The 23,787-nt window shown below is 73.2% G+C and carries 15 protein-coding genes; 4 read left to right on the top strand and 11 right to left on the bottom strand.

All coding sequences use genetic code 11. The annotated features are described in order from the left end of the window. Nucleotides 1-127: 127 nt before the first annotated feature. The 10 genes from IEY56_RS20410 to IEY56_RS20455 all read right to left on the bottom strand — a co-directional run bounded on the left by IEY56_RS20410 (nucleotide 128) and on the right by IEY56_RS20455 (nucleotide 15,284). A complete protein-coding gene (locus tag IEY56_RS20410; RefSeq protein ID WP_189038711.1) occupies nucleotides 128-1,507 on the bottom strand; it encodes a hypothetical protein in 1,380 nt (459 codons plus the stop codon). A 357-nt stretch (nucleotides 1,508-1,864) separates the two neighbouring features. Then, complete coding sequence (locus IEY56_RS20415) at nucleotides 1,865-2,371, bottom strand: GNAT family N-acetyltransferase (RefSeq protein WP_189038712.1); 507 nt, start codon at nucleotides 2,369-2,371, stop codon at nucleotides 1,865-1,867. 186 nt (nucleotides 2,372-2,557) lie between these two features. Next, nucleotides 2,558-3,835: an ATP-grasp domain-containing protein gene (locus tag IEY56_RS20420; RefSeq protein ID WP_189038713.1), complete on the bottom strand. Its 1,278-nt coding sequence runs from the start codon at nucleotides 3,833-3,835 to the stop codon at nucleotides 2,558-2,560. A gap of 143 nt (nucleotides 3,836-3,978) precedes the next feature. After that, complete coding sequence (locus IEY56_RS20425; protein WP_189038714.1) at nucleotides 3,979-4,728, bottom strand: thioesterase II family protein; 750 nt, start codon at nucleotides 4,726-4,728, stop codon at nucleotides 3,979-3,981. Then, entirely contained in the window at nucleotides 4,725-7,811 is a 3,087-nt protein-coding gene (locus tag IEY56_RS20430) for a type I polyketide synthase (protein WP_189038715.1), read from the bottom strand. The genes IEY56_RS20425 and IEY56_RS20430 overlap by 4 nt, the downstream gene beginning before the upstream one ends. Continuing rightward, nucleotides 7,808-10,408, bottom strand: coding sequence for a non-ribosomal peptide synthetase (locus tag IEY56_RS20435; RefSeq protein ID WP_229712071.1), 2,601 nt, complete (start codon nucleotides 10,406-10,408; stop codon nucleotides 7,808-7,810). Before IEY56_RS20435 ends, IEY56_RS20430 begins: the two co-directional genes overlap by 4 nt. Before the next feature lie 40 nt (nucleotides 10,409-10,448). Continuing rightward, complete coding sequence (locus tag IEY56_RS20440) at nucleotides 10,449-11,021, bottom strand: aspartyl/asparaginyl beta-hydroxylase domain-containing protein (protein WP_189038716.1); 573 nt, start codon at nucleotides 11,019-11,021, stop codon at nucleotides 10,449-10,451. A gap of 85 nt (nucleotides 11,022-11,106) precedes the next feature. Beyond that, the gene (locus tag IEY56_RS20445; protein WP_189038717.1) at nucleotides 11,107-12,375 is read right to left on the bottom strand and encodes an MFS transporter; all 1,269 of its coding nucleotides are present in this window, start codon (nucleotides 12,373-12,375) and stop codon (nucleotides 11,107-11,109) included. Then, complete coding sequence (locus tag IEY56_RS20450; RefSeq protein ID WP_229712072.1) at nucleotides 12,372-14,972, bottom strand: ATP-grasp domain-containing protein; 2,601 nt, start codon at nucleotides 14,970-14,972, stop codon at nucleotides 12,372-12,374. The genes IEY56_RS20445 and IEY56_RS20450 overlap by 4 nt, the downstream gene beginning before the upstream one ends. A 60-nt stretch (nucleotides 14,973-15,032) precedes the next feature. Then, the gene (locus IEY56_RS20455; protein WP_189038719.1) at nucleotides 15,033-15,284 is read right to left on the bottom strand and encodes a hypothetical protein; all 252 of its coding nucleotides are present in this window, start codon (nucleotides 15,282-15,284) and stop codon (nucleotides 15,033-15,035) included. 310 nt (nucleotides 15,285-15,594) lie between these two features. On the opposite strand from IEY56_RS20455, the gene IEY56_RS20460 reads away from it, so the two are divergent. After that, a complete protein-coding gene (locus tag IEY56_RS20460) occupies nucleotides 15,595-16,821 on the top strand; it encodes a helix-turn-helix domain-containing protein (protein WP_189038720.1) in 1,227 nt (408 codons plus the stop codon). 72 nt (nucleotides 16,822-16,893) lie between these two features. On the opposite strand, the gene IEY56_RS20465 is transcribed toward IEY56_RS20460, so the two are convergent. Next, entirely contained in the window at nucleotides 16,894-18,096 is a 1,203-nt protein-coding gene (locus IEY56_RS20465; protein ID WP_189038721.1) for an MFS transporter, read from the bottom strand. Nucleotides 18,097-18,243: 147 nt separating this feature from the next. On the opposite strand from IEY56_RS20465, the gene IEY56_RS20470 reads away from it, so the two are divergent. Genes IEY56_RS20470 through IEY56_RS20480 form a run of 3 tightly spaced genes read left to right on the top strand, consistent with a single transcriptional unit; the run spans nucleotide 18,244 to nucleotide 23,755 of the window. Then, the gene (locus tag IEY56_RS20470) at nucleotides 18,244-19,521 is read left to right on the top strand and encodes an ATP-grasp domain-containing protein (protein WP_189038722.1); all 1,278 of its coding nucleotides are present in this window, start codon (nucleotides 18,244-18,246) and stop codon (nucleotides 19,519-19,521) included. After that, nucleotides 19,518-21,797: an ATP-grasp domain-containing protein gene (locus IEY56_RS20475; protein ID WP_189038723.1), complete on the top strand. Its 2,280-nt coding sequence runs from the start codon at nucleotides 19,518-19,520 to the stop codon at nucleotides 21,795-21,797. The genes IEY56_RS20470 and IEY56_RS20475 overlap by 4 nt, the downstream gene beginning before the upstream one ends. Next, a complete protein-coding gene (locus IEY56_RS20480; RefSeq protein WP_189038724.1) occupies nucleotides 21,794-23,755 on the top strand; it encodes a prolyl oligopeptidase family serine peptidase in 1,962 nt (653 codons plus the stop codon). The genes IEY56_RS20475 and IEY56_RS20480 overlap by 4 nt, the downstream gene beginning before the upstream one ends. The last annotated feature ends 32 nt before the right edge of the window (nucleotides 23,756-23,787 follow it).

A 23,787-nucleotide genomic window follows, 5' to 3' on the forward strand; every position in this document is an offset into this window, starting at 1 on the left:
AGGCCCGAGACGCCGCTGACGACGTCGACGGCGCCGTAATCGCACGTACCTGACCGCACCACCCTCGACCGGCTGCGGGAGCGAACGCGAGACGAGCCGCCTTGGAACCCTCGGCTGCTCCTTGAGGTCAGGTGCCCGCCGGGAACTTGCCCTCGGTGATGAACCATTCGCGGTTGATCGATGGGAAGTCGATGTGCTTCGACGGGCGGTTGCCGATGATCACGAACGGCAGCTGCGCGAACAGCGAGCTCTCGAGGGTGAGTCCCCCGTACAGCTTCCACTGGCCGCCCCCCTGAGCGCCGTCGGTGAACTCGCCTGTCGCCCGCAGGTACGGGCCGATGAAGGCGACAACGCCCACAGTGTCGTAGAGGCTGACGTTCGCCTCAGGACCGACCGCCGTGCGCAGTTCGCCCTTGCCGGAGACGTCGACCGTGCCGCCCGGAAGCGTCTCGCCGTCCGCACTGCTCTCCGGCTCCCAGCCCGACGCGTCCGAGTACCGCGTGCCCACCTTCACCGATCCGGTCGCGTCCTGGTCGACGTCGACCTGTACTTGGCCGTTCGCTTTCACCTTCGCGACCAGGCTCAGCTTCACTGTGACGACGACCGGCACCGGGCCGACCATGATCACGGGGTGGGCCGTCGCCTCGGCCAGCGGGAGACGCCGGTCGAAGTCGGCCTCGACGGTGCCCTTCACGCGCCAACTGGCCTTGTAATCCGTGCCGATGCCGACCGATGCGGTGACTTCGGCCGGGTCGTCCGAGCCGTTCCCGTCGTAGGAGAAGTCGACCTCGGGTGAGACCTCCAGGGAGCCGTCCAGCACGGTCCCGGGGATCTCCCCCTCATCGGGGCCGGGGAGCTCGGTGTCGAAGTCGAAACGCAGGTCGCTGCCTCTGGTGCCCGCGCCTTGCGATTCCTTCCCGGGTCCCGTCGTTCCGCGTGCGCTCTCCGCCCCGTTCCTCGCCACCTCGAGCCCCTGCACCTGCGGGTCGACCTTCCAGGCTGAGGACGAGACGGGGACCTGGCCGTCGGCCTTCGCCCCGCCGAGAACCTCCGCCAAGTTGGTGCGGGACGTGCGGAGTTCGGCCTTGCCGCTCTCCTGGGACCGCACCTTCCTGACCTTGACGAGCGCACCCTCGGGGGCTGCGTCCGTGGGCGGGCTGGCGATCACGTCGCCCTCGCGGACGTCGATGCCGTCGGTGCTGCCGCCCCGGTCCTTCTGGCTGAGAACGGCCCGGCCCGCCTTGGCGTCGTAGGAGGACAGCGTGACGTCCGCGTCCTTGAGGGTGTTCGGCCCCCGGCGGTCCGAGGGACGGCTGATCCTCGCGGAGTCGGACCGGGCTCGCGCGACTTTGAGTTCGGAGGCCGGGTTCCGGCTGCCGTCCGCGGAGGCGCCGTTCGGGCCGGCGGCCTCGGAGGTACCGAACGCGCTCGGAACCGCGATGCCCGCCGCCAGCAGGCCGGATATGCAGATCACGGAGAACCAGGCGCGGCCAGTAACACGCTTCACGTGGAACCTCTTCGCTCGCGCGGGCACACGGCCCGTGGGGGGTGGGGGCGCCACAAGCTACTCCGCGGTTATCCGGGTTCCAAGCACGCGGCGAATACCTGTCACGATCCGAGCATTCGCGCCGCGGGGAGTCGTGTCACGTGCGTTTCGAGAGCGGCACACACGCACCGCCGGCCCCGTGCCCGGCGCCCTGATGCTCTCGGACGTGCCTGCTGGCTGACATCGGGAACGGAGCACGGGGGCGCGTCAACCGGGAGTGGCTGCGCGTTGGTTCTGCCTGCGCCGGCACGTCGCGCCCGGACCGTATTCCGGCGGGTCGGCCTGCCGGCGTACGGTCCGGGTGCTCGCGGTGTTGCTCTACGCCTCTGCCGGCTCGCGGAGCGAGCGGTGCATGATGTGCAGCCCGACGTAGCCCTCCGTCGGATGCCGGAACCCCTCGGGCAGCGTGCCCAGGATCTCGAAGCCGAGGGACTCGTACAGCTTCACCGCGTGCCTGTTCGTCTCGACGACCGCGTTGAACTGCATCGCCCGGAAGCCGGCCGCGCACGCCCACTCCATCGTGTACTCGCACAGCGCCCGGCCCACCCCCCGTCCGCCGTGCACCGGGTCGACCATGTAGCTGGCGCTGGCGATATGCGAGCCGTTGCCCTTGTGGTTCGTGTTCATCTTGGCGGTGCCCAGGACGGTTCCCGCGTCGTCGACGGCGACGACGGTGCGGTCCGGGGCCGGCAGGAGCCACCAGCCCTGGCCCTGCTCCTCGCTGAGGTCGTTCGGGAAGGTGAAGGTCTCCCCCGCTGCGACGATCTTGTGGAAGAAAGGCCAGATGGCGGGCCAATCCTCGGTACTGGCTTCCCTGATCAACATGCGGACACGATGCCGGTACAGCGTGCGGGACCGCAATCGCTTTCGCTGCCAGGGCAACTACCGGGCGCCGCCCGCAGATTCCGCAGAGCGGCGCGTACGGGGGTGGAATCCGCTCGGCGCCCGCCGCAAGGCCGGTCCTGGCCTCGGGACGGGCGCCGGTGACGGCACGATGCGCATGCGGAGAGGTCAGACCGTGCCCGGCTCCGGGGATGTGACGCGGAAGAGGAAGGACAGGCCGGCGGCGTTCTCCCGGGCGCGGGCGAGGGCCTCCTCGGCGTCCGGTGCCGACGCACGGGCCCGTGCGATACGGGCGAAGGAACCCTGGCCCGACAGCTCCTCCCCCGGCGACAGCAGCACGGTCACACCCGGGTCGAGGTCGTCGGCCTCCACGCCGTCCGCGAGTCCCACGTAGGTTCCCGACGCCTCAGGGGCGGTGTACCAGATCGCCTCGCAGCGCGGTTCGGCGTCCGCCTCCAGGATGGAGCGGATGTCCGGGAGGACCTTCTCGCCGAAGGCCTGCCGGGTCTGGAAGTCGATCATGTCGACGCCCACCGCGTCCTTGACCAGGTTGAAGATCTCGTCGCCGCCCACACGCAGGTGGGTCTCGATGACTCGCGGCCCGTCGGCGGTCAGCACGACCTCGGTGTGCGTGGGGCCGAACTCCACGCCCAGGGCGTCCAGGACGCGTCGTGCGTGGTCCTCGACCGCCTCCCTGACGTCCGCTTCCAGGGGCGCCGGCAGGACGTGGCCCAGCTCCACCATGTTGACGGGGTCCGAGAACTTGCGCGTGACGGCGAGGACGACGTGCTCGGCCGCCTCGGAGAAGGCCTCGACGCTGTACTGCGGCCCCTCGTGGTACTGCTCCGCCAGCACCCCCAGCCGGGCGATGCCCGGGAAGTCACCCGCAGCGGTGCGGTAGGCGGCTGCCGCTTCGTTCGGCGAGCGGACGACGGTGACCCCGAAACTCGCGGTGCCCGCCGTGGGCTTGACGATGAACGGGTACCCCGCCTCCTCGCCGAACGCGAGCAGGTCCGCCTCGTTGTACGCGCGTCCCGCCTTCGTGTCGTCCACTCCGGCCTCGCGCAGCCGCTCGCGCATGGCGTGCTTGTCCTGCACGAGACGTACGGTCTCCGGGCTGTGGGTGGCGACGCCGAGGGCCTCGCCGACGGCCGCCGCTCGGTCCTGGTCGTGCTCCCAGAACGTGGTGATCCTGGTGACCGGCTCCAGCGCGTGGACGGCCCGCGCCAAAGCGATGACCTCCTTGACCGGGGTGTCCTGACGTACCGCCAGCACCCGCTGGTAGTCACCGGACTCGGTGATGCGGGCCAGGTGCTCGGGCCGGCAGATCACCGAGATCCGCACCGACTCGTCGAGGGCGCGCAGCCGCGCGGCGTAGTCCAGCCGCGGGCCGATCGCGAACATCAGGAAGTGGTCCGGCGTGCGCTTCGGGTCCAGGTCAGCCATGGGAGGGCCTTTCGTCAGGTCGGGAGGGTGGGGACGGGGTGCGGGGCGTGAGACGGAGAGCAGCTGTCGCGTGCGGGTGGAGCGAAGGTCTCGGGGCGCGGCGGTCCGGAAGTGCGGGACCGCGTACGGCCGTTCCGTGTGCCCTATCCGCCACTCGGCACGGCCCCCGAGGCCAGGGCCGCTTCGACGAGGAGGTACGGCGGGTTCGGCGTCAGGTAGAAGTGGTCGCCCGGAACGGTGTGCCGGGTGAAGCGTCCGCCGGTCACCGCCGCCCAGCCGTCCGTCTGCGACGGCGCCACCAGCGGGTCGCTGTCGGCGGCGATCGCGGTGACGTCGCAGCTGAGCGCCGGCCCGGGACGGTGGACGTAGGCGTCGAACATCCGGTAGTCCCCGCACACGTACGGGAGGATCAGCTCCCGTACCTCCGGGTCGGCGAGCAGCTCGGCGTCGGTGCCGCCGAGGGAGGCGAGTGCGTCGGCCACGGCGTCGTCGTCCAGGTCCGACGCCTTCGACGCCTCGGGATGCGGCAGCTGCGGGGCGCGCGCGCCGGACGCGAAGAGGTGGCTGATCCGGTGGCCGTCCGCCTCCAGCACGCGAGCTGTCTCGTAGGCGACGACCGCGCCCATGCTGTGGCCGAGGAAGGCCACGGGCCGGCCGCCGAGCAGGGGCCGTACGGCATCGGCGATGCCGGCGGCCATGGTGAGCAGTTCGGTCGGCGGCGGTTCGGCCAGGCGGGCCGCACGCCCCGGGTAGCACACGGCGTGGATTTCGTACGAGGGGAGCCCCGCGGCCCACGGGTGGTAGAAGGACGGCGATCCGCCGGCGTGGGGGAAGCAGATCAGCCGGTGTTCCGCCTCGGGGCGGGGGGTCGTGCACTTCAGCCAGGCGCTCATCGGCGGTCTCCCGTCACGAGCAGGGACTCCACCAGCGCCGTGTGCCGTCCGAGCGTGGTGCCGGTCATGAGTTCGCGGATGGGGACGCGGACGCCGAGGTCGTCGCCGATCCGGCGGGCAAGCCGGACCAGTTGGAGGGAGTCGCCGCCGAGGTCGTAGAAGTCGGACTCCGCCGAGAGGCCGGGGCTGCCGAGCAGGTCCGTCCACAGTGCCTCCACCGCTTCGGCCGGGGTCCTCCTGGCAGCCGCCGAGGCCGCTGCGTCTCCGGAGGGTACGGCCGGGGCAGCCGGTGCGAGGGGGTCGCCCGGGGCGGCCTCCGGGGAGCCGGCGTTGTCGTAGGACCGGGTCCCGGCGGGTGAGGCGGCGCGGGGTCTTGCCGCCGGGGCGAGCAGCCGCGGGCCTGCGAAGGCGTGGCCGGGCAGGTGGGCCGGGCGGCCGTCGCCGGCGAGGGCGGCCGCGTCCACGGGCAGGCCCCTGGTCCACAGGCCCGCCAGGGCCAGAAGCGTCTCCTCGGCCGGACGGTCCGACTGCCCGGGGCTCAGCGGTACCGCGGTCAGCCCGGCGGCCTCGGCCATCGCGCTGAGCGTCTTGCCGGGGCCCGCCTCGACGGCCACGGCGCCCGGGTACGCCTCGGCGATCGCGGCCAGGCCCGCCGCGAACCGCACCGTGCTGCGGGCCTGCTGGGCGAAGGTCCCCGGCTCGACCGTGCTGCCGGTGGCAAGCAGGGTGCCGGTGGGGTTGTACACGTACGGCAGGCCGGCGCGCCCCAGCGTGAGGCCCGTCGCGGCCTCCCGCAGGCGGGCGGCCGCCGGGTCGATCATCGAGGTGTGGAAGGCGTGGCTGGTACGCAGCACGCGCGCCTTGCCGCGGTCGCCGAGCCATTCCGCGAAGGCGTCCGCGGCTGCCTCGGGGCCGGCCAGCACGCAGCTCTCCGCCGTGTTGACCGCGGCGAGTTCCAGCCGGTGGCCGGTGTTGTCGGCGAAGTCCCGGGCCAATTCCAGGGTGCGCTGCTCGCCGAGGGCGAGCGAGACCATGGTGCCGGGCGGGCAGGCCTGCATGGCCCGTCCCCGCTCCGTCACCAGTGCGACGGCGTCGGCGAGGCCGAGGACGCCGGACAGGGCGGCGGCAGTGATCTCCCCGAGGCTGTGCCCGGCGAGGGCGACGGGCCGGGCTCCGAGGGTGCGGAGTGCCGTGGCGGCCGCGTACTCGACGCAGAACAGGGCGGGTTGCGCCAGTTCCGTCCGGGCTAGTTCCCCGGCCGGGAAGCAGGGGTCGTGGAGGGCGGCCCGGACGCGGTCCGCGAGCTGGGGCTCCAGGTGTTCCAGGCACTCCTGCAGTACGGCGGTGAATCCGGGCAGCGCCTCCTGGAACGGCAGGGCCATTCCGGGGTGCTGGCTGCCCTGCCCCGGCAGCAGGAGCACCACCGGCTCGGCGGCTGCGGTGCGCACGGGGGCGGTGCGCAGGCGGTCGGCGAGTTCCTGGTGGCTGCGGCCGGCGACGGCGGTGCGGTGTGCGAGGCCGGCGCGGCCGGCCGCCAGTGTGTGTGCGATGTCGGTCAGCGGCACGCCGGTGAGTTCGGGGAGCCGGTCCGCGAGCCGCCGTGCCGTGTGCCGTAGGGCGTCCGGGCTGACGGCGGAGAGCATCAGGACCCGCTCCTCCACGCTGTCAGTCCGCTGCCGGCCGGCGGTGACGGGCGCGGCGGCGGACTGCTCGATGACGACGTGTGCGTTCGTCCCGCCGATACCGAAGGAGCTGACGCCGGCGCGTCGCGGTCCCGGGCTGTCCCACTCTTCGCGCGCGACGGGTATGCGCAGCGGTGAATCCCCGGTCTCCAGCAGCGGGTTGAGGCCGCGGAACCCGGCCACGGGCGGCACCTCGCCCTCGCGTACCACGAGCAGCGCCTTGATGAGCGAGGCGAGGCCCGACGCGGCGTCGAGGTGGCCCATGTTGGCCTTCACCGCGCCCAAGGCGATCTGCCCCGGCCGGGCGCCGAGACGCCGCAGGACGGCAGACGCGGCGGACCATTCGATGGGGTCGCCGACGCGGGTGCCGGTGGCGTGCGCCTCCAGGTATCCGAGCGAGTCGGCGGGGACGTCCGCGGCCGCGAGTGCCGCGCCGATGACGGCCTCCTGGCCGGTGGCGGAGGGCGCCTGGTATCCGGCTTTGGCGGAGCCGTCGTTGTTGACGGCCGTCCCGATGATCGCCCCGTACGGGTCGCTTCCGTCGGCGACGGCTTCCTCGTAGGGCCGCAGTACGACTGCGACGACGCCTGAGCCGGCGAGTGTGCCGTCCGCCTCCGCGTCGAAGGGGCGGCAGGCGCCGGACGCGGAGAGGATGCCGCCCGGCAGGTGGAGGTGGCCTGTCTGGGGGAAGTCGACGGCCGCCGCGACGACCACGGCCTGCTCGCACTCACCGTTCAGCAGCGCCTGCACGGCGAGGTGCACCGCGACCAGGGAGGAGGAGCAGGCGGTCAGCACGCTGAGGGCGGGGCCGGTCAGCCCGAGGCGGTAGGCGATCCGGGTCGCCATGTAGTCGGGCTCGGTCGCGCGCAGCACCTCCTCGATGTCCGCGGGGTTCAGGCTGCCGGAAGTGAGCATGGCCCGCAGATACGCGCTGCTGCTCGCCGACGCGTACACGCCGGTGACCCGGGACTCGGTGACGGGGTCGACGCCCGCGTCCTCGAGCGCCGTCCACGCCGCTTCCAGCATCAACCGGTGCTGCGGGTCCATGAGTTCGGCCTCGCGCCTGCTGATGCCGAACAGGGTGTGCTCGAAGCGGTCGGCGTCGGCCAGGAGGCCGCGTACGGGGACGTAGTCGGGGTCGTCCGCCACGCCGGCCGGTTCACCGGAGGCCAGGAGGGTGTCGCGGTCGATGCGCGTGGTGAGAACTTCGCCGCGCAACAGGGCGCGCCACCAGGTGGGGATGTCGGCCGCGCCGGGGAAGCGTCCGGCCATGCCGGTGACGGCGACGTCCAGTGAGCGGTCCCGCTGGGTGTCCTCACCGGGATATGAGGGGCCGGACGGCGGTTCGGAGTCGGCCCTGTGCTGCGCCGGGCCGGGTATGTGCGGCAGCGGATCGGTCATCGGGCCGCTCCCTGCTGTGCGCGGCGCCGGCGGGCGCGGGCGGCGCGCTCACGGCGTGCCTGCTCGACCCGGGCGCTCGTCCCGGCCGCTTCCGCGCCTCCGGCGGCACCGGAGCGGACCAGCGTGGCCTGGGCGTCCACCGTGGAGCAGCGGAAGAGATCGACGACGGAGGGCCGTACGCCGGTATGCCTGCCCAGGGCGTCCTGGAGCTGGATGATCAGCAGTGAATGGCCGCCCAGGTCGAAGAAGTTGACGTCGCCGGGCACGGCCGCCGAGGTCTCCAGGACCTCCGCCCACGCCGCCCGCACCCCCGCGACGGGGTCGGCGGCCTGGTCAGGCGAGTTCACCCCGCCCGCCGACTGCGGCTCCGCGGCGGTCGGTTCACGCCGCTCGGCGAGTTCCGCCAGGGCTGCGCGGTCGGCCTTGCCGTTGACGGTGACCGGGAGGGCGGTCAGCGCCCGCAGCCGGGACGGCACCGCGGCCTCGGGCAGCGTGCGGGCGAGCTGCTCCCGCGCGGCGGGCAGCGTGTCTGGCGCGTCGGTGACGACGAAACCGGTGAGGCGGGTCCCGGCGGCGTCCGGTACGACGACGGCCTCGCGCACGCCGGGGCAGGCGCGCAGCGCCGCCTCGACGGCGTCCGTCTCGACGCGGTGGCCGCGGATCTTCACCTGGTTGTCGCGGCGCCCGAGGAACTCCAGGGCGCCGGCCGGGTTCCAGCGCACCAGGTCGCCGGTCCGGTACATCCGGGCGTCGCCGCCCGCGAAGGGGTCGGCGAGGAAGGCGCGGGAGGTGGCGTCGGGGCGGCCGTGGTACCCGCGTGAGACGCCGGCGCCGCCGATGTGCAGCTCTCCGGTGATGCCGGGCGGCACCAGGCGGCCGGCGCCGTCGAGCACGTAGAGCCGGGCGCCCGGTACGGGCCCGCCGATGTCGACGGGCCCGGCGTCCTCGAAGCGCCGGTAACTGGCCCAGACGGTGGTCTCGGTCGGCCCGTACTCGTTGACCAGGCTGCTGTGTCCGCCCAGCGTCCGCACGTGACGCCGCAGCAGCGCCTCCGGGAGTGCCTCGCCGGCAGTGATCACGGTGGTCAGCGAGGCGAGGCGGGAGGGGCCGAGGCGCTCTGCGGCGGCGAGCAGCGTGTCGTACAGCGACGGCACGCACAGCAGGTGCGTGACGGCGTGCCGTTCGACGAGCCGCAGCAGGGCCTCGGGGTCGCGGAACTCATCCGGACCGGCCACGACGAGGCGACCGCCGGCGGTGAGCGTGCCCCAGAGGGCGGCTGCCGAGGAGTCGAAGGCGAGCGGGGAGAGCAGCAGGAAGACCGGGGCGCCGGGGTACACCTGACGGCGGGCCAGGGTCGCGGCGGCGAGTTGGCCGTGTTCGACGACCACGCCCTTGGGGGCTCCGGTGCTTCCGGAGGTGTAGATCAGGTACGCGGCGTCGTCCCCGGGTTCCGTCTCCGCGAGCGGGAGGGGTTCGCCCTCGTGGCGCACCGCGGGATCGTCGGCGGTGACGAGGGCCGCCCCCAGCGGCGCCACGCGCTGCTCGGCCCCGCCGGTCACCACAACCGCCGAGACCTGGGCGTCGGAGAGCACCGCCGCGATTCGCTCGTCCGGGTTGGCCGGGTCGACCGGTACATAGGCGGCCCCGGCCCGCAGGATGCCGAGCACCGCCGCCACCATGGCCGCGGAGCGCTCGGCGAGGACGCCGGCCCGGTCACCGGGCCGGACGCCGGACGCAACCAGCCTGGCGGCGATCCTCCCGGCCCAGGCGTCAAGTTCGCCGCGGGTGACCTGCTCGTCCCCGCAGACCACGGCCACGTCGCCGGGGCCGGCGGCCGCCAGCGCGGCGGCCCGTACGTGCACGGGCTCGGGTCCGTCCTGCTGCAGCGGCTCGCCCAGCCCGTGCTCCAGCAGCTCCCGCTGCCCGGCCTCGTCCAGCAGCGGCAGCGCGCCGGCGGTCACGGCCTCCTCGCCGCACAGCGCTTCCAGCACCGTGCGCAGCTGGCCGAGGAGGGCGGTGACGCAGTCCTCGGTGTACCGGCCGGTGTCGTGCAGCGCAACGAGCTGAGCGCCGTCCGCGGCGCCGGTGCCGTCCCGCAGGGCGATGCTGATCTCGCGGTCTCCGTGGAGCGAGCCGGCGGCCTCGCCGAACCGGAACTCCACCAGCGGGTTCGGCAGTTCGGGTGCCGGGGCGCCGGCGCCGCACAGGGCGGCGGACCGCTTGAGCGAGAGGTCCGTCCCGGCCAGCAGTTCGGCGCGGGTCAGGTCGTCGCGCACCGCGAGTGCGACCGGCACGTCGGGGGCCGCGGCCAGGACGTGGTGCGTCCCGGTCCTCCGCGTCAGGGTCACGGCGAGCGCGGTGAGCCCGACGGTCAGCGGCGTGACCGCGTGCTGCTGCGCCGTGCGTGCGACCGCCGCCCGCAGCCCGGCGTCGAGGGGCAGTCGCACGGCCCCTGTCCGTCCGGCGGGGGCGCGTCGGGGCCCTCCGACGCCCAGGGGACGGTCGTTGACGGCGGCGCGGACCTCGTCGGCCCACTGCTCCCGGCTTCGGTCCGCGGCCGGGGAACGGCCGAGGGAGGCGGCGGACGGCGATGGCATCTTCAGCTCCTTGGGTGGCGGTCGGTGCGCGGGCGGCAGATCAGTCGGCCAGCGTCATCGTGAGGTGGATGCGGTCCGTGGCACCCGCGTTGTAGGCGGAGTGGTGGCGGAGGGTGTTGAGGATGTGCACCCGGCCGTCGGTGGGCACGTGGTAGGTGTGGCCGCTGCGGAAGAGCAGGCGGCAGTCCTCGTTGGTCTGGATCGCCACGTGCGCGACGCGGGAGTGGTCGGTGTGCATGTGGTAGATCTCGCCCGGGTGGAGCGTGACCAGGCGCATGCGGCCGGGTCGGAACGGCAGCTGCCGGTACAGCTCGTGGAAGTAGGTGTCCCTGAGCGCCTCGTTGAAGAACGCGAACTCGCTCTCCTCGAAGTTCTTCTCGCCGGTCTCCTGGTTGAACTGGCCGGTGCCGGCGTCGCGCCACGGGTCGGCGGCGCCCGCACGGTGGGTCAGGCCCAGGCGGCGCAGGCGGTCCTCCGGCTTGCCGGAGGGCGCGTCGGGAAGGCGCTCCAGGTACTGGTGGTAGGCCGCGACGATCTCGTCGTGGTCGAGCTGGAGACCGGCGACGATCTCGACGAGCTCGCTGTCGATGGTGCTGAGCGTGGGCGTGGACATGGGGTGATCTCCGATCTTTCTGCGGGCGGATGCCCGTACGGGACGTGCCAGGTGCGAGGCGTGCGCACCGGCGGGAGGGGAGGGTTCAGGGAGTGGTCGCGTGCGGCCGCGTCTGCTGCGCGGTGCGGACGGACCAGGAGACGAGCGGGCGGCTGACCAGCCCGACGAGGAGGAACAGCCCGCCCAGCAAGAACCAGCCGGGCCGGCCGAGACCGAAGGCGAGACCGCCGAGCACCGCGGGCGCCAGCGCCTCGGCGACGCCGCCGCCGAGGCCGAAGACCCCGGAGTACTGCCCCTGGGCGTGTGGGGCGGCGAGTCCGAAGGAGTACTCCATGGCGGCGGCCGCGTGCCAGAGTTCGCCCAGCGTGTAGACGGCCACGGCCGTCACGAGGAGCGCGGCGGCGGCCCAGCCGGGCACGCTGCCGGCCTGCATCGTCAGGATCAGTCCGGCGCAGATCGCCCCGCCCGCCCAGCGCATCCGGCTGCCCGCCGACTCGGGGTCGGAGACGTTCTTGCTGACCGCGACCTGGAGGGTGATGACCAGGACGGTGTTGAGCACGAGCACTCCGGAGACCATCCAGCGGGGCGCCTGCGTGTGGTCGACGATCCACAGCGGCAGCAGGAACGTCGGGACCGCGAAGTGCAGTGACATCACGCAGTTGAGGACGGTGGCGACCACGTAGGGCCGGTCGCGCAGGGCGTCCCAGCGGCCGCTGAGCGGCGGTGCGGGGATGCGCGCCGGCCGGGGCAGCCGCAGCAGGGCGAGTGCGCTGCCCGCGAAGGCCAGGGCCCTGCCGCCGACGAGCATCAGGTACGCCGGTGCCGTGTCGAGCTGGATGGCGACTCCGGCGGCCAGCGCGCCCAGCGAGATGCCCAGGTTGGTGGCGGCCCGCAGGTAGGCACGGAAGCGGGCCGGGTCGTCGCCGCCGAAGGCGCGGATCAGGGGCGCTCTGCTGGACTTGTCGGCTGCGAACACGATGCCGGTGAGGACCGAGATGAGGAGGAACGACCAGAAGGAGCCGACCAGAAGGAAGCAGCCTATGAAGACGGTGCCGGAGAGCATGACCGCGATCTGGGTCTCGCGGGCACCCCACCGGTCGGCGACGCGGCCGCCGAGGACGCCGGCGACCAGGCCGACCATCGCCCCGGCGAACAGGCCGAACGCCACCTGGGACATGGGCAGTCCGACGACCCTGGTGAAGTACAGGGCGCTGGAGGACATGAACATTCCGCTGCCGAGGGCGTTGACGAACGTCGCACCGGCGAGCGTGCGCTGCGGGCCGCGTCCGGGCAGGAGCCGCGTGAGCACTCCCGGCTTGCCGGCGGGCGTGCCGGTTCCGGGCTTCGTCGTCACGGCCACAGCGCGTCCCGGAAGTCGGCGTCGGGGCGCTGCTCGCGTCCCCAGGCCCGCAGTTCGCGGCCCGTGACGCCCTGCGGGGCCACGACCAGACGCTCGTCGAACCAGGCGCGTACGGCCTCGAAGCGCTGCTGCAGCTCTTCCTCGGTCGATGCCGAGACCAGGACCTGGCCCATGCGGTGGTTGGTGTTGTCGATGTCGCCGAGGAAGGTGCCTCCCGCGGGGAACTCCACCCTGGCGTACTCGACGCCGGGCAGGGCCCGCAGCTCGGCCGGCGCGGGGCAGGACAGGAGCGTCCCGGCGCGGCCCTTGAGGTAGCTGGTGCCGAACAGCTCCGGGTGGTGCTCGACGTCGGCGGCCGGTTCCCGGCCGAGGGCGCTCAGCAGCGCGGCCTCGCCCAGGTGGATGCCGAACTTCGCCTGGATCTGCTCGTGGATGAGGGCGCCGCCGCGGCGGGCGGCGCATTCGCTGAAGGTGAGCCGGTCCGTGCCGGGGTCGTGGAAGAGCTCCATGTGGAAGACGCCGTCACGCAGGCCGAGTACTTCGAGGCTGCGGCGGACCACCGGTTCGGCGAGGTCGTACGCCCAGGTCTCGTCCTTGGGGTCGAAGTGCCGCAGCCACAGCGGGGTCTGCTCGTCGATCATGGTCAGGCAGGGGGCGCCGTAGCGGCCGACGGCGAGGAAGCGCACCTCGCCGTCGTGGAGGAAGCCGTCGGCGATCCACTCGTCCCCGCCGACGTACTCCTCCAGCACGAACGTGCGCTGCGCGGTCCGGTCGGAGCGGTAGCGGCGGCTGAGGGTGCGGAGCGCCTCCGGGCCGTCGACGGCGGCGGTGCGGGCGGTGGCGGCCCCGGCGACCGGCTTGAGTACGGCCTTGTCGTACTCCCACGGGACGTCCGAGACGTCGTGCACGTCCTCGATCACCGTGACCCGGGCGGCGGGGATTCCGGCCTCGGCGACCTTGCGCTTCTGGAGCGACTTGTCCCGGAAGTACACGGCTGTCACCGGGTCGAGGGCGCGGCAGCCGAGGCGCGGGGCGAGGAGACCGGCGGTCACGAGCGCCCACTCGTCGGAGGTGAGGACGGCGTCGAACCGGTGGTCGCCCAGCCCGGCCCGGTGCAGGGCCATCAGGATCGCCTCGGGGCTCTTGGGATCGTCGACCAGGAGGACGTTCAGCTCCTCGGGGACCTCGGCGAGGCCGTGGTCGTAACCGGCGGCCCCCCAGGCGACGACGGCGTCCACGCCGTGCCGTAGGCAGGCCTGCATGACGTACTTGTCGGTGCCGAGCAGCAGCACGCTGGGACGGCGGACTTCCGTGGTCACGAGGTACACCTCGTCCTTCAGGCTCTGGATGGTGTCGCGGTCCGCGCGGATCGCCGCCAGGTCAGGCGCGGTCATGAAGATCCTCATGGGGCTGGTGAGGAGGTCGGCCGTGGGTCTGATCCGCTTGCCGGCGGCGAGCTTGACACCGGCGAGGTACACGCTGGGCAGGGCCGAAATGCGGTCCACCGCGTCCTGGTCGACGGCCTCCACCACCCCGTCGGACTCCGTGCTGGTGCTGTGCACGGCAGCCGCGGCCCGCGGGGCGTAGACCAGGCCCGCGTAGCGGTCGGTGAACTCCCCGGGGCGGGCGTACGCGAGAGCGGTGAGGTCGGCCTGGTTGGCTCCCAGGCAGGCGTCGTGGAAACCGGGGTTCATGTTGCCGTTGAGGCGGGCGCCGATCTCGACGAGCGCGGGACCGTCCGGAGTCATGATCACCTCGGCGTGGGCCGGGCCGTGCCGGATGCCGAGCGCCTCCAGGACGCTGTCCACGTAGGCGATCAGTTCGGGCACCGGCGCGGCGTCCGGCTCCAGCAGGACGTCGAGGTCGTAGACGTTCTTCCCGCCGGGCAGGAGCTGCTTCTCGTACTCCCAGACCCCGCACACGTACCGCCCGCCGTCGACGCTGACGGTGTCGACGATGTACTCGGTGCCCTCCAGGAACGACTGGACGAGGGCCTCGGTGTTGGGCCGGTCGAAGATGTCCGTCGAGCCCAGCACCGCGCGGGCGGCAGCCAGGACCTCGGCGTCGTCGTGGCAGCGGTAGACGTGGTCGGTCGACGCCGAGCTGAGCGGCTTGACGACGACGGGGTACGAGCCCGCCCGCTCGGCCCACTCGACGAGGGCCTGCGGGTCGGAGCTCCTGTACTGGTCGGCGCAGCGCACTCCGGCGCGGCGCAGCGCCTCGATCATCTCGTACTTGTCGCGGCGGGCACGGGAGAGGGCGGTGCCGTTGGTCGCCAGGCCGAGGCGCTCGCTCAGCGCGTCGGCGAGCGGGACTCCGGGCTCCTGCCCCGCGAGCACGGCCACCGGGCCGAGTGCGGTGAGGGCTTCGGCGGTCCGCTCCAGGGCCGCCTCGTCCGGGCAGTGGAAGTTCTCCCGGTAGGCGCCGAGGTCCGGCTGGAGCATGGTCGACATGGGTTCGGCGGTGCTGTGGACGTGCACCACGTCGATGCCGAGCCGGGCGAAGGCCGGCGGCAGGAAGGTGCCGGTCGAGTACCCGTCCACGATCACTGCGGTCTTGACCGGGCGGGCCGGGGTCGAGTCGGGAGCCATCGAGTCCATCACTCTCTGTGCGGCGTGCAACGTACGAGACGGGGCCGGTGGGCCCGGGCCTTACGCGGCCGGGGCGACCGGCCAGCCGATGTCGTCACCCGCGCGACGGCCGGCAGCCAGCGGGACGGGCCAGCCGATGGCTCTCTCGCCCTCAGCGGTCGGGGCGACCGGCCACCCGATGTCGTCACCGGCGTGGTGACCGGCGACCGGCGGGGCGGGCCAGCCGATGTCCGGCGTGGGGCCTGCGACGACAGCGGACAGGGCGACGACGGCGACGGCACCGGCGGCGGTGCGGACACGAGCGGGATGCATAAGGGACACGACTCTCCTCGGAGAACGGATTGGGTCAGAACCGTTGAAGCAGCCGTGGCCGCCCCGTTGCCCGAGAAGTTAGAGCAGGAAGTCAGCATTTGGCAAGTCGTTGCCAAATCTACTGGCAACTCCCTCCAGGAAGCGGAGGGGCATTTCTCCGACAATGTCGCAGGTCGGCGGGCAAGTTTTGCCTAAGTGGCCGTTCCCCGGCTAGCCTCTGCCCCCACCACGGCGATGTGCGCAGGGTTACCGTGACAAGCCCGACCCGGCCGCTCCTTGCCAGGCCTGTACGACCACTGGGGTTGATCACGTGCTGGAACAGCCTTTCTTCGGGCGTCGGCTCAAGCAGCTGCGCACCGAGCGAGGCCTGTCGCAAGCCGCGCTCGCGGGCGACGGCATGTCGACCGGCTATCTTTCCCGGCTCGAGTCCGGCGCCCGGCAGCCCACCGCGCGCGCCGTCGAGTACCTGGCGGCGCAGCTGGACGTGAAGATCACGGCCTTCGAGGAGCCCGGCGCCACCGATTCGCTGGCACAAGCACTCGCCATAGCCACCTCGGACCACTCCGACGAGACCATCGAGGCCCTGGAGCGCTCGCTGTCGACCGGCGACGGCCAGGACCCGCTGCTGCGCTGGCAGGCCCTGTGGCAGGTGGCTCAGTGGCACCGCAGCCACAACCGGCACACCCGGGAGCGTGACCACCTCGAGGAACTCGTCGCCGTCGGCGACACCCTGGGCCTGCCCGCGCTGCGCGCGCGAGGTCTGACCCAGCTGGCCCGCTGCCTGCGCGCCTGCGGTGAGATCACGCCGGCGGTGGAGGCGGCCAGGGCCGCCCACCAGCTCGCCGGCGACCACGACCTGTCCGTCCAGGACCTGGCGGGCAGCCTGCTGGCGCTGGTCTCGGCCGAGGCGGAGGCCGGCAGGCTCTCCGAGGCGCGCGCCCACGCGGACGATCTGACCGCCCTGACCAGCGGCCGGTCGGACGCCCTATGGGCCGAGGCGCGGTGGACCGCCGCCGCCGTCCGGGTGCGCCAGGCAGACCTGGAGTCCGCCCAGCCGCTGCTGGAACAGGCACTCGAAGGCTTCAGCAGCGCGGAGGACCTCACCCTGTGGACTCGGCTGCGCGTCGCTGCCGCCCGCCTGCACCTCCTGAAGTCCCCGCCGGAGCTGGACGCCGCGGAGCAGTACGTCGAGGAGACCGAAGCCGGCCTCGCCTTCCTGGGCATCCCCGCCCTGGAGCAGGAAGTGCTGTCCCTGCGGGCGGACATCACCTACCAGGCGGGACGTTTCGCGGACGCGCGTACGCTCCTGGACCGCGTACGCGGGCTCGAGCTCCAGATGACCTACCGCAACCGCGTCCGCCTCGACGTCCTCGACAGCCGGCTGCTGATCATCGAGGGCGAGGAGCAGGAAGGGCTGCGCCGGATGCGGGCGCTGGCCGAAGAAGCACAGGCCGCGTCCAACATCGACCTGGCGGCGGAGATATGGCGCCTGCTCGCCGAGACGCTCGCCCAGGCCCACGGGCCCGCACAGTCCTGAAGCCCCCGGGCGTCGCCGCAGCCCTGGAGCCTCCCTCCCCAGCGGGCGCGGGAGGCTCCAGGGCTGCGGGAGTCACCCGAGGCGGCGGCCCCGGACCAGTCCCCCGGCGGCGAGGAACAGGAAGCCGCTGCAGCCGAGGACCATGCCGGTCCAGCCGTACGCCTGGTACAGCGCGGTGCCGATCATCGTGCCGACAGCGCCGCCCACGAAACTCACCAGCATGAACAGGGTGTTGAGGCGGGCGCGGATCCTCTCGTCGAGCCGGAAGATGCGCACCTGATTGGCGATCTGCGTACAATTGCCGCCGTAGACGAGCAGGTTGGCGCCGATCACCAGGGCGGCCATCGAGGTGTCGCCGGCCGTGCCCAGCAGCAGGAAGGCGACACCGGCGCACCCCAGGGCGAGCATGTTGCCGAAGTACGGGCCGCGTTCGTCGCTCAGCCGCCCCGCCGAGTAGGACAGCAGCGCCGCCGGGAGGCTGAACAGGCCGAACAGCCCCGCCCAGGCGACTCCCTTGCCGAACGACGGCCCGGCGAGGTGGAAGGCGAGGGTGGCCCAGAAGGCCGCGAAGGCGGCGGAGACGGTCGCGCCCAGGTAGGCCGACAGGCGCAGTTCGGCGTGCGCGACCAGCAGGCCCGGCATCGAACCGATCAGTTTCCGGTAGGGGACGCCCTCGCCGGAGCCCCGCCGCCGTTCCGGCAGCAGCCGCGGCAGGAAGAGGACGAGGCCGCCGGTGAGCACGGCGGCGACCAGGTAGGCGGTGCGCCAGTCGTCGCTGAGTTCCACCACCGTGCCCGAGAGGGTGCGCGAGAGCGTCGAGCCCAGGGTGAGGCCGATCCCGATCGTCCCCACCGCCCGTCCGCTGTGCTCCGGCCCCGCCATGGAGGCGGCGGTCGGCATGAGGATCTGCGGGATGACCGTGGTGGTCGACAGGGCGACGGTGGCGACGGTGAGCGTGGCCAGGTTGGGGGCCGCGGCGGCGGCCAGCAACCCGGCGGTGGTCAGCACCAGCAGCACGGTGACGAGGCGGCGCAGCCGGGCGGCGTCCGCGAGCGGGACCACCAGGCTGATGCCGATGGCGTAGCCGACCTGCGCGGCCATGGCGACCAGGCCGGCGGCCGAGTCGGACACCCCGAGGCCCGAGGCGATGGCGTCCAGCAGGGGCTGCGGGAAGTAGATGTTGGCGACCGTCAGGGCGCCTGCGACGGCGAAGGTCAGTGTGATCCCACGCGACAGGCCGCTGCGGCCCGGCGCGGGGGGTGCTTCGACGGTCAAGGCCGTTCCCCTCTGCGGTGACGTTGTCTGTTGAGCACGGAGCATATTGCCATTTGGGCAACCCTTGTGGCAACCTCTTGCCAATTCCTGGAAACCCCCGTTGCCGACAACGGCTCCGGCGGTGTCCCCGAACGCAAGGTGGAGTACATGAGGAGCCAGCAAGTGCCCCCGACAGCCGTGCTCGTGGATGCCTACACGAGCGGCAATCACCTTCCGCCCGCATTCGCCAAGCTCGGTGTGGACGTCGTGCACGTACAGAGCACCCCCGAGCTGATGACCTCCATGCGGCCGCCCGACCTCGGCGCCTACCGGGAGGCGGTCCCCCACGGGACGCCCGAGGAGACCGCCGCACGCCTCGCCGAGTTCGCTCCGATCTGCGTGATCGCCGGCCAGGAGCCCGGCGTCCCTCTCGCGGACGACCTGTCCGAACGGCTCGGCCTGCCGGGCAACGGCACCGCCCTGTCCACGGCCCGCCGCGACAAATACGAGATGATCGAGGCGCTGCGCCGCGCGGGGGTGCGCTGCGCCGACCAGCTCAAGAGCGGAAGCTCCGACACGCTCGTCGCCTGGGCAGAGGAACGCGGCCGGTACCCCGTGGTGGTCAAGCCGCTGTCCTCCGCCGCGACCGACGGCGTCGCCATCTGCCGGAACGCCGAAGAGGTCCGCAAGGCCGCCGACGCGGTCCTCGGCACGGTCAACATCTTCGGCGAGCACAACGACGAGGTCCTCCTCCAGTCCTTCCTGGACGGCGAGGAGTACATGGTCGACTTCGTCTCGTACGCCGGTGAGCGGTACGCCTGCGGCATCTGGCAGTACCACAAGAAGCTCAAGGACACCCATCGCATCTACCACCGCGACTCGATCACCCCGCCGGACTCGGGAACCGCCCGCGAGATCATCGCCTACATGCACGAGGCGCTCGACGCGCTGGGCATCCAGTACGGGCCCACGCACGCCGAGGTCATCGTCACCGCGGAGGGCCCGGCCCTCGTCGAGGTCGGCGCGCGGCCCAGCGGCGGCCTGCTGCCCGACTTCCACGACCGCTGCCTCGGCGCCAACCAGGGCGACGTCACGGCCCTCGCGTACGCCCGCCCGCGGGAGTTCGCCGAGCACTACGCCGGCCGCACGTACCGCAAGGTGACCGAGGCGACGCTCATGTTCCTCGACACCGAGCTCGACGGCGTCGTCGAGAGCATCGACGAGGACGTCGTCGCGGAGATCGAGGCGCTGGAGTCGGTCCACACGTTCGTCCCCAAACTCGCCCCGGGCAAGCGGATGCGGCCCACCGTCGACCTCTACACCGCCACCGGCTCGGTGCACCTGTACAACCGGTCCGCCGACGCTCTCGGACGGGACGCCGCCCGCATCCAGCAGCTGAAGGACCGCGTCTACCGGCTGCGCGACGACACGGGGTGGACCGCATGAGCCCCTCGTCCCGCACCCCCGCGCCCGAACTGCTCCTCGTCGGCGGCGGCGGAGCGATGACGCTCAGCGTCGACGTCGCCGTCCAGGCGCTCGAGCAGGCGCACGCCCGCGGGCTGCGCACGCACGTCACGAACACCGCGGACACGCTGGCCGCGACGCCCGCCGTCGCCGCCGCGGCCGGTGCCACCAGCGCCGTCGACTTCGCCGACCCGGCCGCTACCGCGGACTGGGCGGCCGCCCGCGCCGCGAGCGGTCAGCGGAGCGCCGTCGTCTTCGGCGTCCGGGAGATGGCCCAGGAAGCCGTCGCCGCGACCGCGCGCGCCCTCGGGCTGCCCGGCAACCCGCACGAGTCCGTCCGCCGCATCCGCACCAAGGACGCCTGCCGCAGCGCGCTGGCCGCCGCCGGATTCCGGCAGCCCGCCGTCCGGTTGTGCGCCGACGAGGCCGAGGCGCGTGCCTTCCTCGCCTCCTCGGCCGGCCCCTGGGTCGTCAAGCCGCGCGACGGGGCCGACAGCGCCGGCGTACGCAAGGTCGGCGGCGCCGCGGAGCTGCCAGGCGCGCTGGCCGAACTTCCGGACCGTACGGCCCCGTTCCTGGTGGAGGAGTTCGTCGAGGGCGCCGAGTACAGCGTCGAGGGCGTCTTCGTGGACGGCCGTCCGCGCGTCCTCGCCGTCACGGCGAAGGAGAAGCTGGAGCCTCCCTACTTCGTGGAGATCGGGCACGTGCTGCCCGCCGGCCTGCCCGAGGGCACCCGACGCGAGGTCGAGGACACCGTCACCCGGGCTCTCACCGCGCTGGAGCTGTCCTTCGGGCTCTTCCACGTCGAACTCTGGCTGACCGCCAGGGGGATCGTCCTCGGCGAGGTCCACGCCCGCATCGGCGGCGGATGGATCCACCGGATGCTCCCCTACGCCCTGCCCGGCCTGGAGCTGTACGGCGCCGTCTACGACGACGTCCTCGGCACGCCCGTGGAGCTGCCCGCCGCCACGCGGGCTGCCGCCACCCGCTACTTCGCCCCGCCGCCCGGCCGGGTGACCGCCGTCGAGGGGTGGGAGGAAGTGCGCGCGCATCCCGCCGTCCTGTACGCCGAACTCGCCGTCGCTCCGGGCGACTTGATATGGGGTTACCGCTCCGGAGGCGACCGCGTGGGTGCCGTCGTCGTCGGCGCGCCGACCGCGGACGAAGCACGCGAACTCGCCCGCCGGCTCGTCGAGTCCGTCACGTTCACGGTCGAGGCGCCCGAGACCGCGCCGGACGGCGCCGCTCCCCGGGTGTCCGTCACCGTCGAACAGCGGCCGCTGACCGCCTCGTTCCAGATCTCCCACATGACGATCGAGACGGTCGACATCGTGCGGCTCCGGCTGCTGCCGTCGGACGGCACCGCATCCGGCGAGGGCGAGATCGCCGCCGACATCGGGTACGGCCAGGACGGCTCCGCCATCGCCGCCGAGGCGGAGGCCCTCGCGTCCGTCCTCGCGCCCGCCCTCGCGGGGCCCGTCGCCGACCCGGTCGCCGCGCTGCGCGCCGGTCTGGACAAGGCGCACGCCGACGGCGTCAGCGCCCCCGCGCGGATGCTGGTGGAGATGGCGTTCCTCGACCGGGCCGCCAGGACCGCCCAAGTGCCGGTGTGGCGGCTGCTGGGCCTGCCCGAGCCCGGCCGCGTCCACCTGCTGCACACCGTGCCCATCGGCGACCCGATCCCCCGGGACGGACGCCCCCTCAAGATCAAGCTGGGCGGTCCGGACGACGAGGAGGTCCTCCGCTCGCTCGCAGGCGTCGACGCCCCGCTGATCCTGGACGCCAACCGCGGCTGGGACAGGCAGGACTGGGAACGTGTGCGCCCCCTGGTGACCGCGCTCGCCCCCGCCGTGCTGGAGGACCCGGTGCGCGACCCCGCGCTGCTGCCGGAGATCCGCGCCGCCCTGCCGCGCACCGCCGTCCTCCTCGACGAGGGCGTCGCCACCCCCGCGGACGCGGAGTTCGCCGTCCGCGCGGCCGGAGGCCTCAACGTCAAGCTGATGCGCTTCGGGGGCATCCTGCCCGCGCTCACCGCCCTCACCACCGCGACCGACCAGGGCGCGGGACGGATGCTGGGCTGCTTCCTGGAACCGCCGCGGGCCATCGCGTACGCGGCCCAGCTGGCCGGGCTGTCCGACTGGTCGGATCTCGACGGGCACTTCTGGGTCAGCGACGACCCGGCCGTACCCGGCTACACCCTCGACAGCAGCGAGCCGGGCATCCCCCGCATCTCCTACGCGAAGGGCGGCCCGGCATGACGGACACCCTGCGCGGCACCGCCGGACCGCGCGAACTGCCGTACGGCACCTGGGAATCGCCCGTCAGCGCCGAGGACGCCGCCCGCGGCGACGTCCTGCTCGAATGGACGGGCTTCCTCGGTGAGGACGTGTGCTGGACCGAGGTGCTCCCCGAGGAGGACGGGCGCAGCGGGCTGATGGCGGCCTCCGCCGGCGGCGTCCGGGAGGTCCTGCCCGCCGGGGCGGGCTGGGACGTGCGAAGCCGGGTCATCGAATACGGCGGGCGCCCGTGGCTCGCCCTGTCCGGCCGGGCCGAGGACGGCATCGTCTTCAGCCACGGTCCCGACCAGCGCGTCTACCGCTGGCGTCCCGGCAGCGACCCGTTCCCGCTGACCCCGCCAGGAGCCTGGGCCGGGGAGTTGCGGTACGCCGACTTCGCGGTGCGCGGCGGCGAGGTGTGGTGCCTGCGCGAGACGGTCGCCGACGACACCGCCCGTACGGCCGAGCGGCACCTGGTGGCGCTGCCGCTGGACGGCAGTGCGGCCGACGCCCCTTCGCGCGTACAGGTCCTGGCGGCCACCCACCACTTCATGACGGGCCCGCGCATCGGGCCCGGCGGGGACCGGGTGGCCTGGCTCGGCTGGAACCACCCCGACATGCCCTGGGAGACCACCGTCCTGATGGTCGCCGACGTCCATCCGGACGGCACCCTCGGCCGGGCGGCGCCCGTGATGGGCGGCGACGGGGAAGCGGTCACGCAGGCCGACTGGGCCACCGACGGCTCCGGCACCCTGTACGCCGTCAGCGATCCCGGCGGATGGTGGAACGTCCACGCCATCGGCCGCGACGGGAACCCGCGCAATCTCTGCCCCCGCGCCGAGGAGTTCGGCGAGGCGCTGTGGCGGATCGGCCTGCGCTGGTGCCTGCCGCTGCTGGACGGCCGCCTCGCCGTGATCCACGGAGTGGGCGAGCGCAGGCTCGGCGTCCTCGCGGCCGACGGCACCCTCACCGACGTCGCCGGCCCGGCCACCGAATGGCACTTCGCGGCGACGGACGGCCGGCGGATCGCCGCCGTCTGCTCCTCACCGGCCCAGCGGCGCACCGTGGTTCTCGCGGACCCCGCCCGCGGCACCCTCGACGTGGTCCGCGCGCCCACCGGGGCCCCCCTGGACGCCTACGCCAGCACCCCGTACCGCCGCACCTACAGCGGCGGCGACGGGCCGGTCCACGCCCACGTCTACCCCCCGTACCATCCCGACGTCACGGGTCCCGACGGTGAACTGCCGCCGTGGCTGGTCTTCGTGCACGGCGGCCCCACCAGCCGCACGCACATGGTCCTGAACCAGGAGATCAGCTACTTCACCAGCCGCGGCATCGGCGTCGTCGACGTCCAGTACGGCGGATCCACCGGTTACGGCCGGGCCTACCGGAACCGGCTGCACGGCAACTGGGGCCTGACCGACGTAGCGGACTGCGCCTCTGTCGTGCGCGGACTCGTCGCCGACGGCCTCGCCGCCGCGGAGCGGATCGCCATCCGGGGCGGCAGCGCGGGCGGCTGGACGGCTGCCGCGTCCCTCACTGGGGAACCGGACCTGTACCGGGCCGCCGGGATCTACTATCCGGTGCTCGACCCGGTGAGCTGGCGCGACGAGACCCACGACTTCGAGTCCCGGTACCTCGACACGCTGATCGGACCCTGGCCCGACGCCGAGGACCGGTACGCCAAGCAGGCCCCGCTGCACGGCGCGGAACGCATCCGCGCCCCCTTCGTACTGCTCCAGGGACTGGACGACACCGTGTGCCCGCCGGCCCAGGCGGAGCGGCTGCTCCGCGCGGCCGGCGACGGCCCGGCCCCGTACCGCTACCTGACCTTCCCGGGCGAAGGGCACGGCTTCAGGCGCTCCGCCACCATCGCCGACTCGCTCGCGGCCGAACTGCGGCTCTACGGCCGGGCCCTCGGCTTCGCCCCCGCGCGCTGAGCGTGCCGCCGCGCCCCGCGCGGTCCCACTCT

This window comes from Streptomyces daqingensis (genome assembly GCF_014645895.1).
In the GTDB taxonomy this organism is placed as follows: Bacteria; Actinomycetota; Actinomycetes; order Streptomycetales; family Streptomycetaceae; genus Streptomyces; species Streptomyces daqingensis.

Coding starts and splice junctions, on each gene's coding strand:
- IEY56_RS20415 (WP_189038712.1), bottom strand. CDS start 2,371: ATGTTGATCAGGGAAGCCAGTACCGAGGATTGGCCCGCCATCTGGCCT.
- IEY56_RS20420 (WP_189038713.1), bottom strand. CDS start 3,835: ATGGCTGACCTGGACCCGAAGCGCACGCCGGACCACTTCCTGATGTTC.
- IEY56_RS20425 (WP_189038714.1), bottom strand. CDS start 4,728: ATGAGCGCCTGGCTGAAGTGCACGACCCCCCGCCCCGAGGCGGAACAC.
- IEY56_RS20430 (WP_189038715.1), bottom strand. CDS start 7,811: ATGACCGATCCGCTGCCGCACATACCCGGCCCGGCGCAGCACAGGGCC.
- IEY56_RS20435 (WP_229712071.1), bottom strand. CDS start 10,408: ATGCCATCGCCGTCCGCCGCCTCCCTCGGCCGTTCCCCGGCCGCGGAC.
- IEY56_RS20440 (WP_189038716.1), bottom strand. CDS start 11,021: ATGTCCACGCCCACGCTCAGCACCATCGACAGCGAGCTCGTCGAGATC.
- IEY56_RS20450 (WP_229712072.1), bottom strand. CDS start 14,972: ATGGCTCCCGACTCGACCCCGGCCCGCCCGGTCAAGACCGCAGTGATC.
- IEY56_RS20455 (WP_189038719.1), bottom strand. CDS start 15,284: ATGCATCCCGCTCGTGTCCGCACCGCCGCCGGTGCCGTCGCCGTCGTC.
- IEY56_RS20470 (WP_189038722.1), top strand. CDS start 18,244: ATGAGGAGCCAGCAAGTGCCCCCGACAGCCGTGCTCGTGGATGCCTAC.
- IEY56_RS20475 (WP_189038723.1), top strand. CDS start 19,518: ATGAGCCCCTCGTCCCGCACCCCCGCGCCCGAACTGCTCCTCGTCGGC.
- IEY56_RS20480 (WP_189038724.1), top strand. CDS start 21,794: ATGACGGACACCCTGCGCGGCACCGCCGGACCGCGCGAACTGCCGTAC.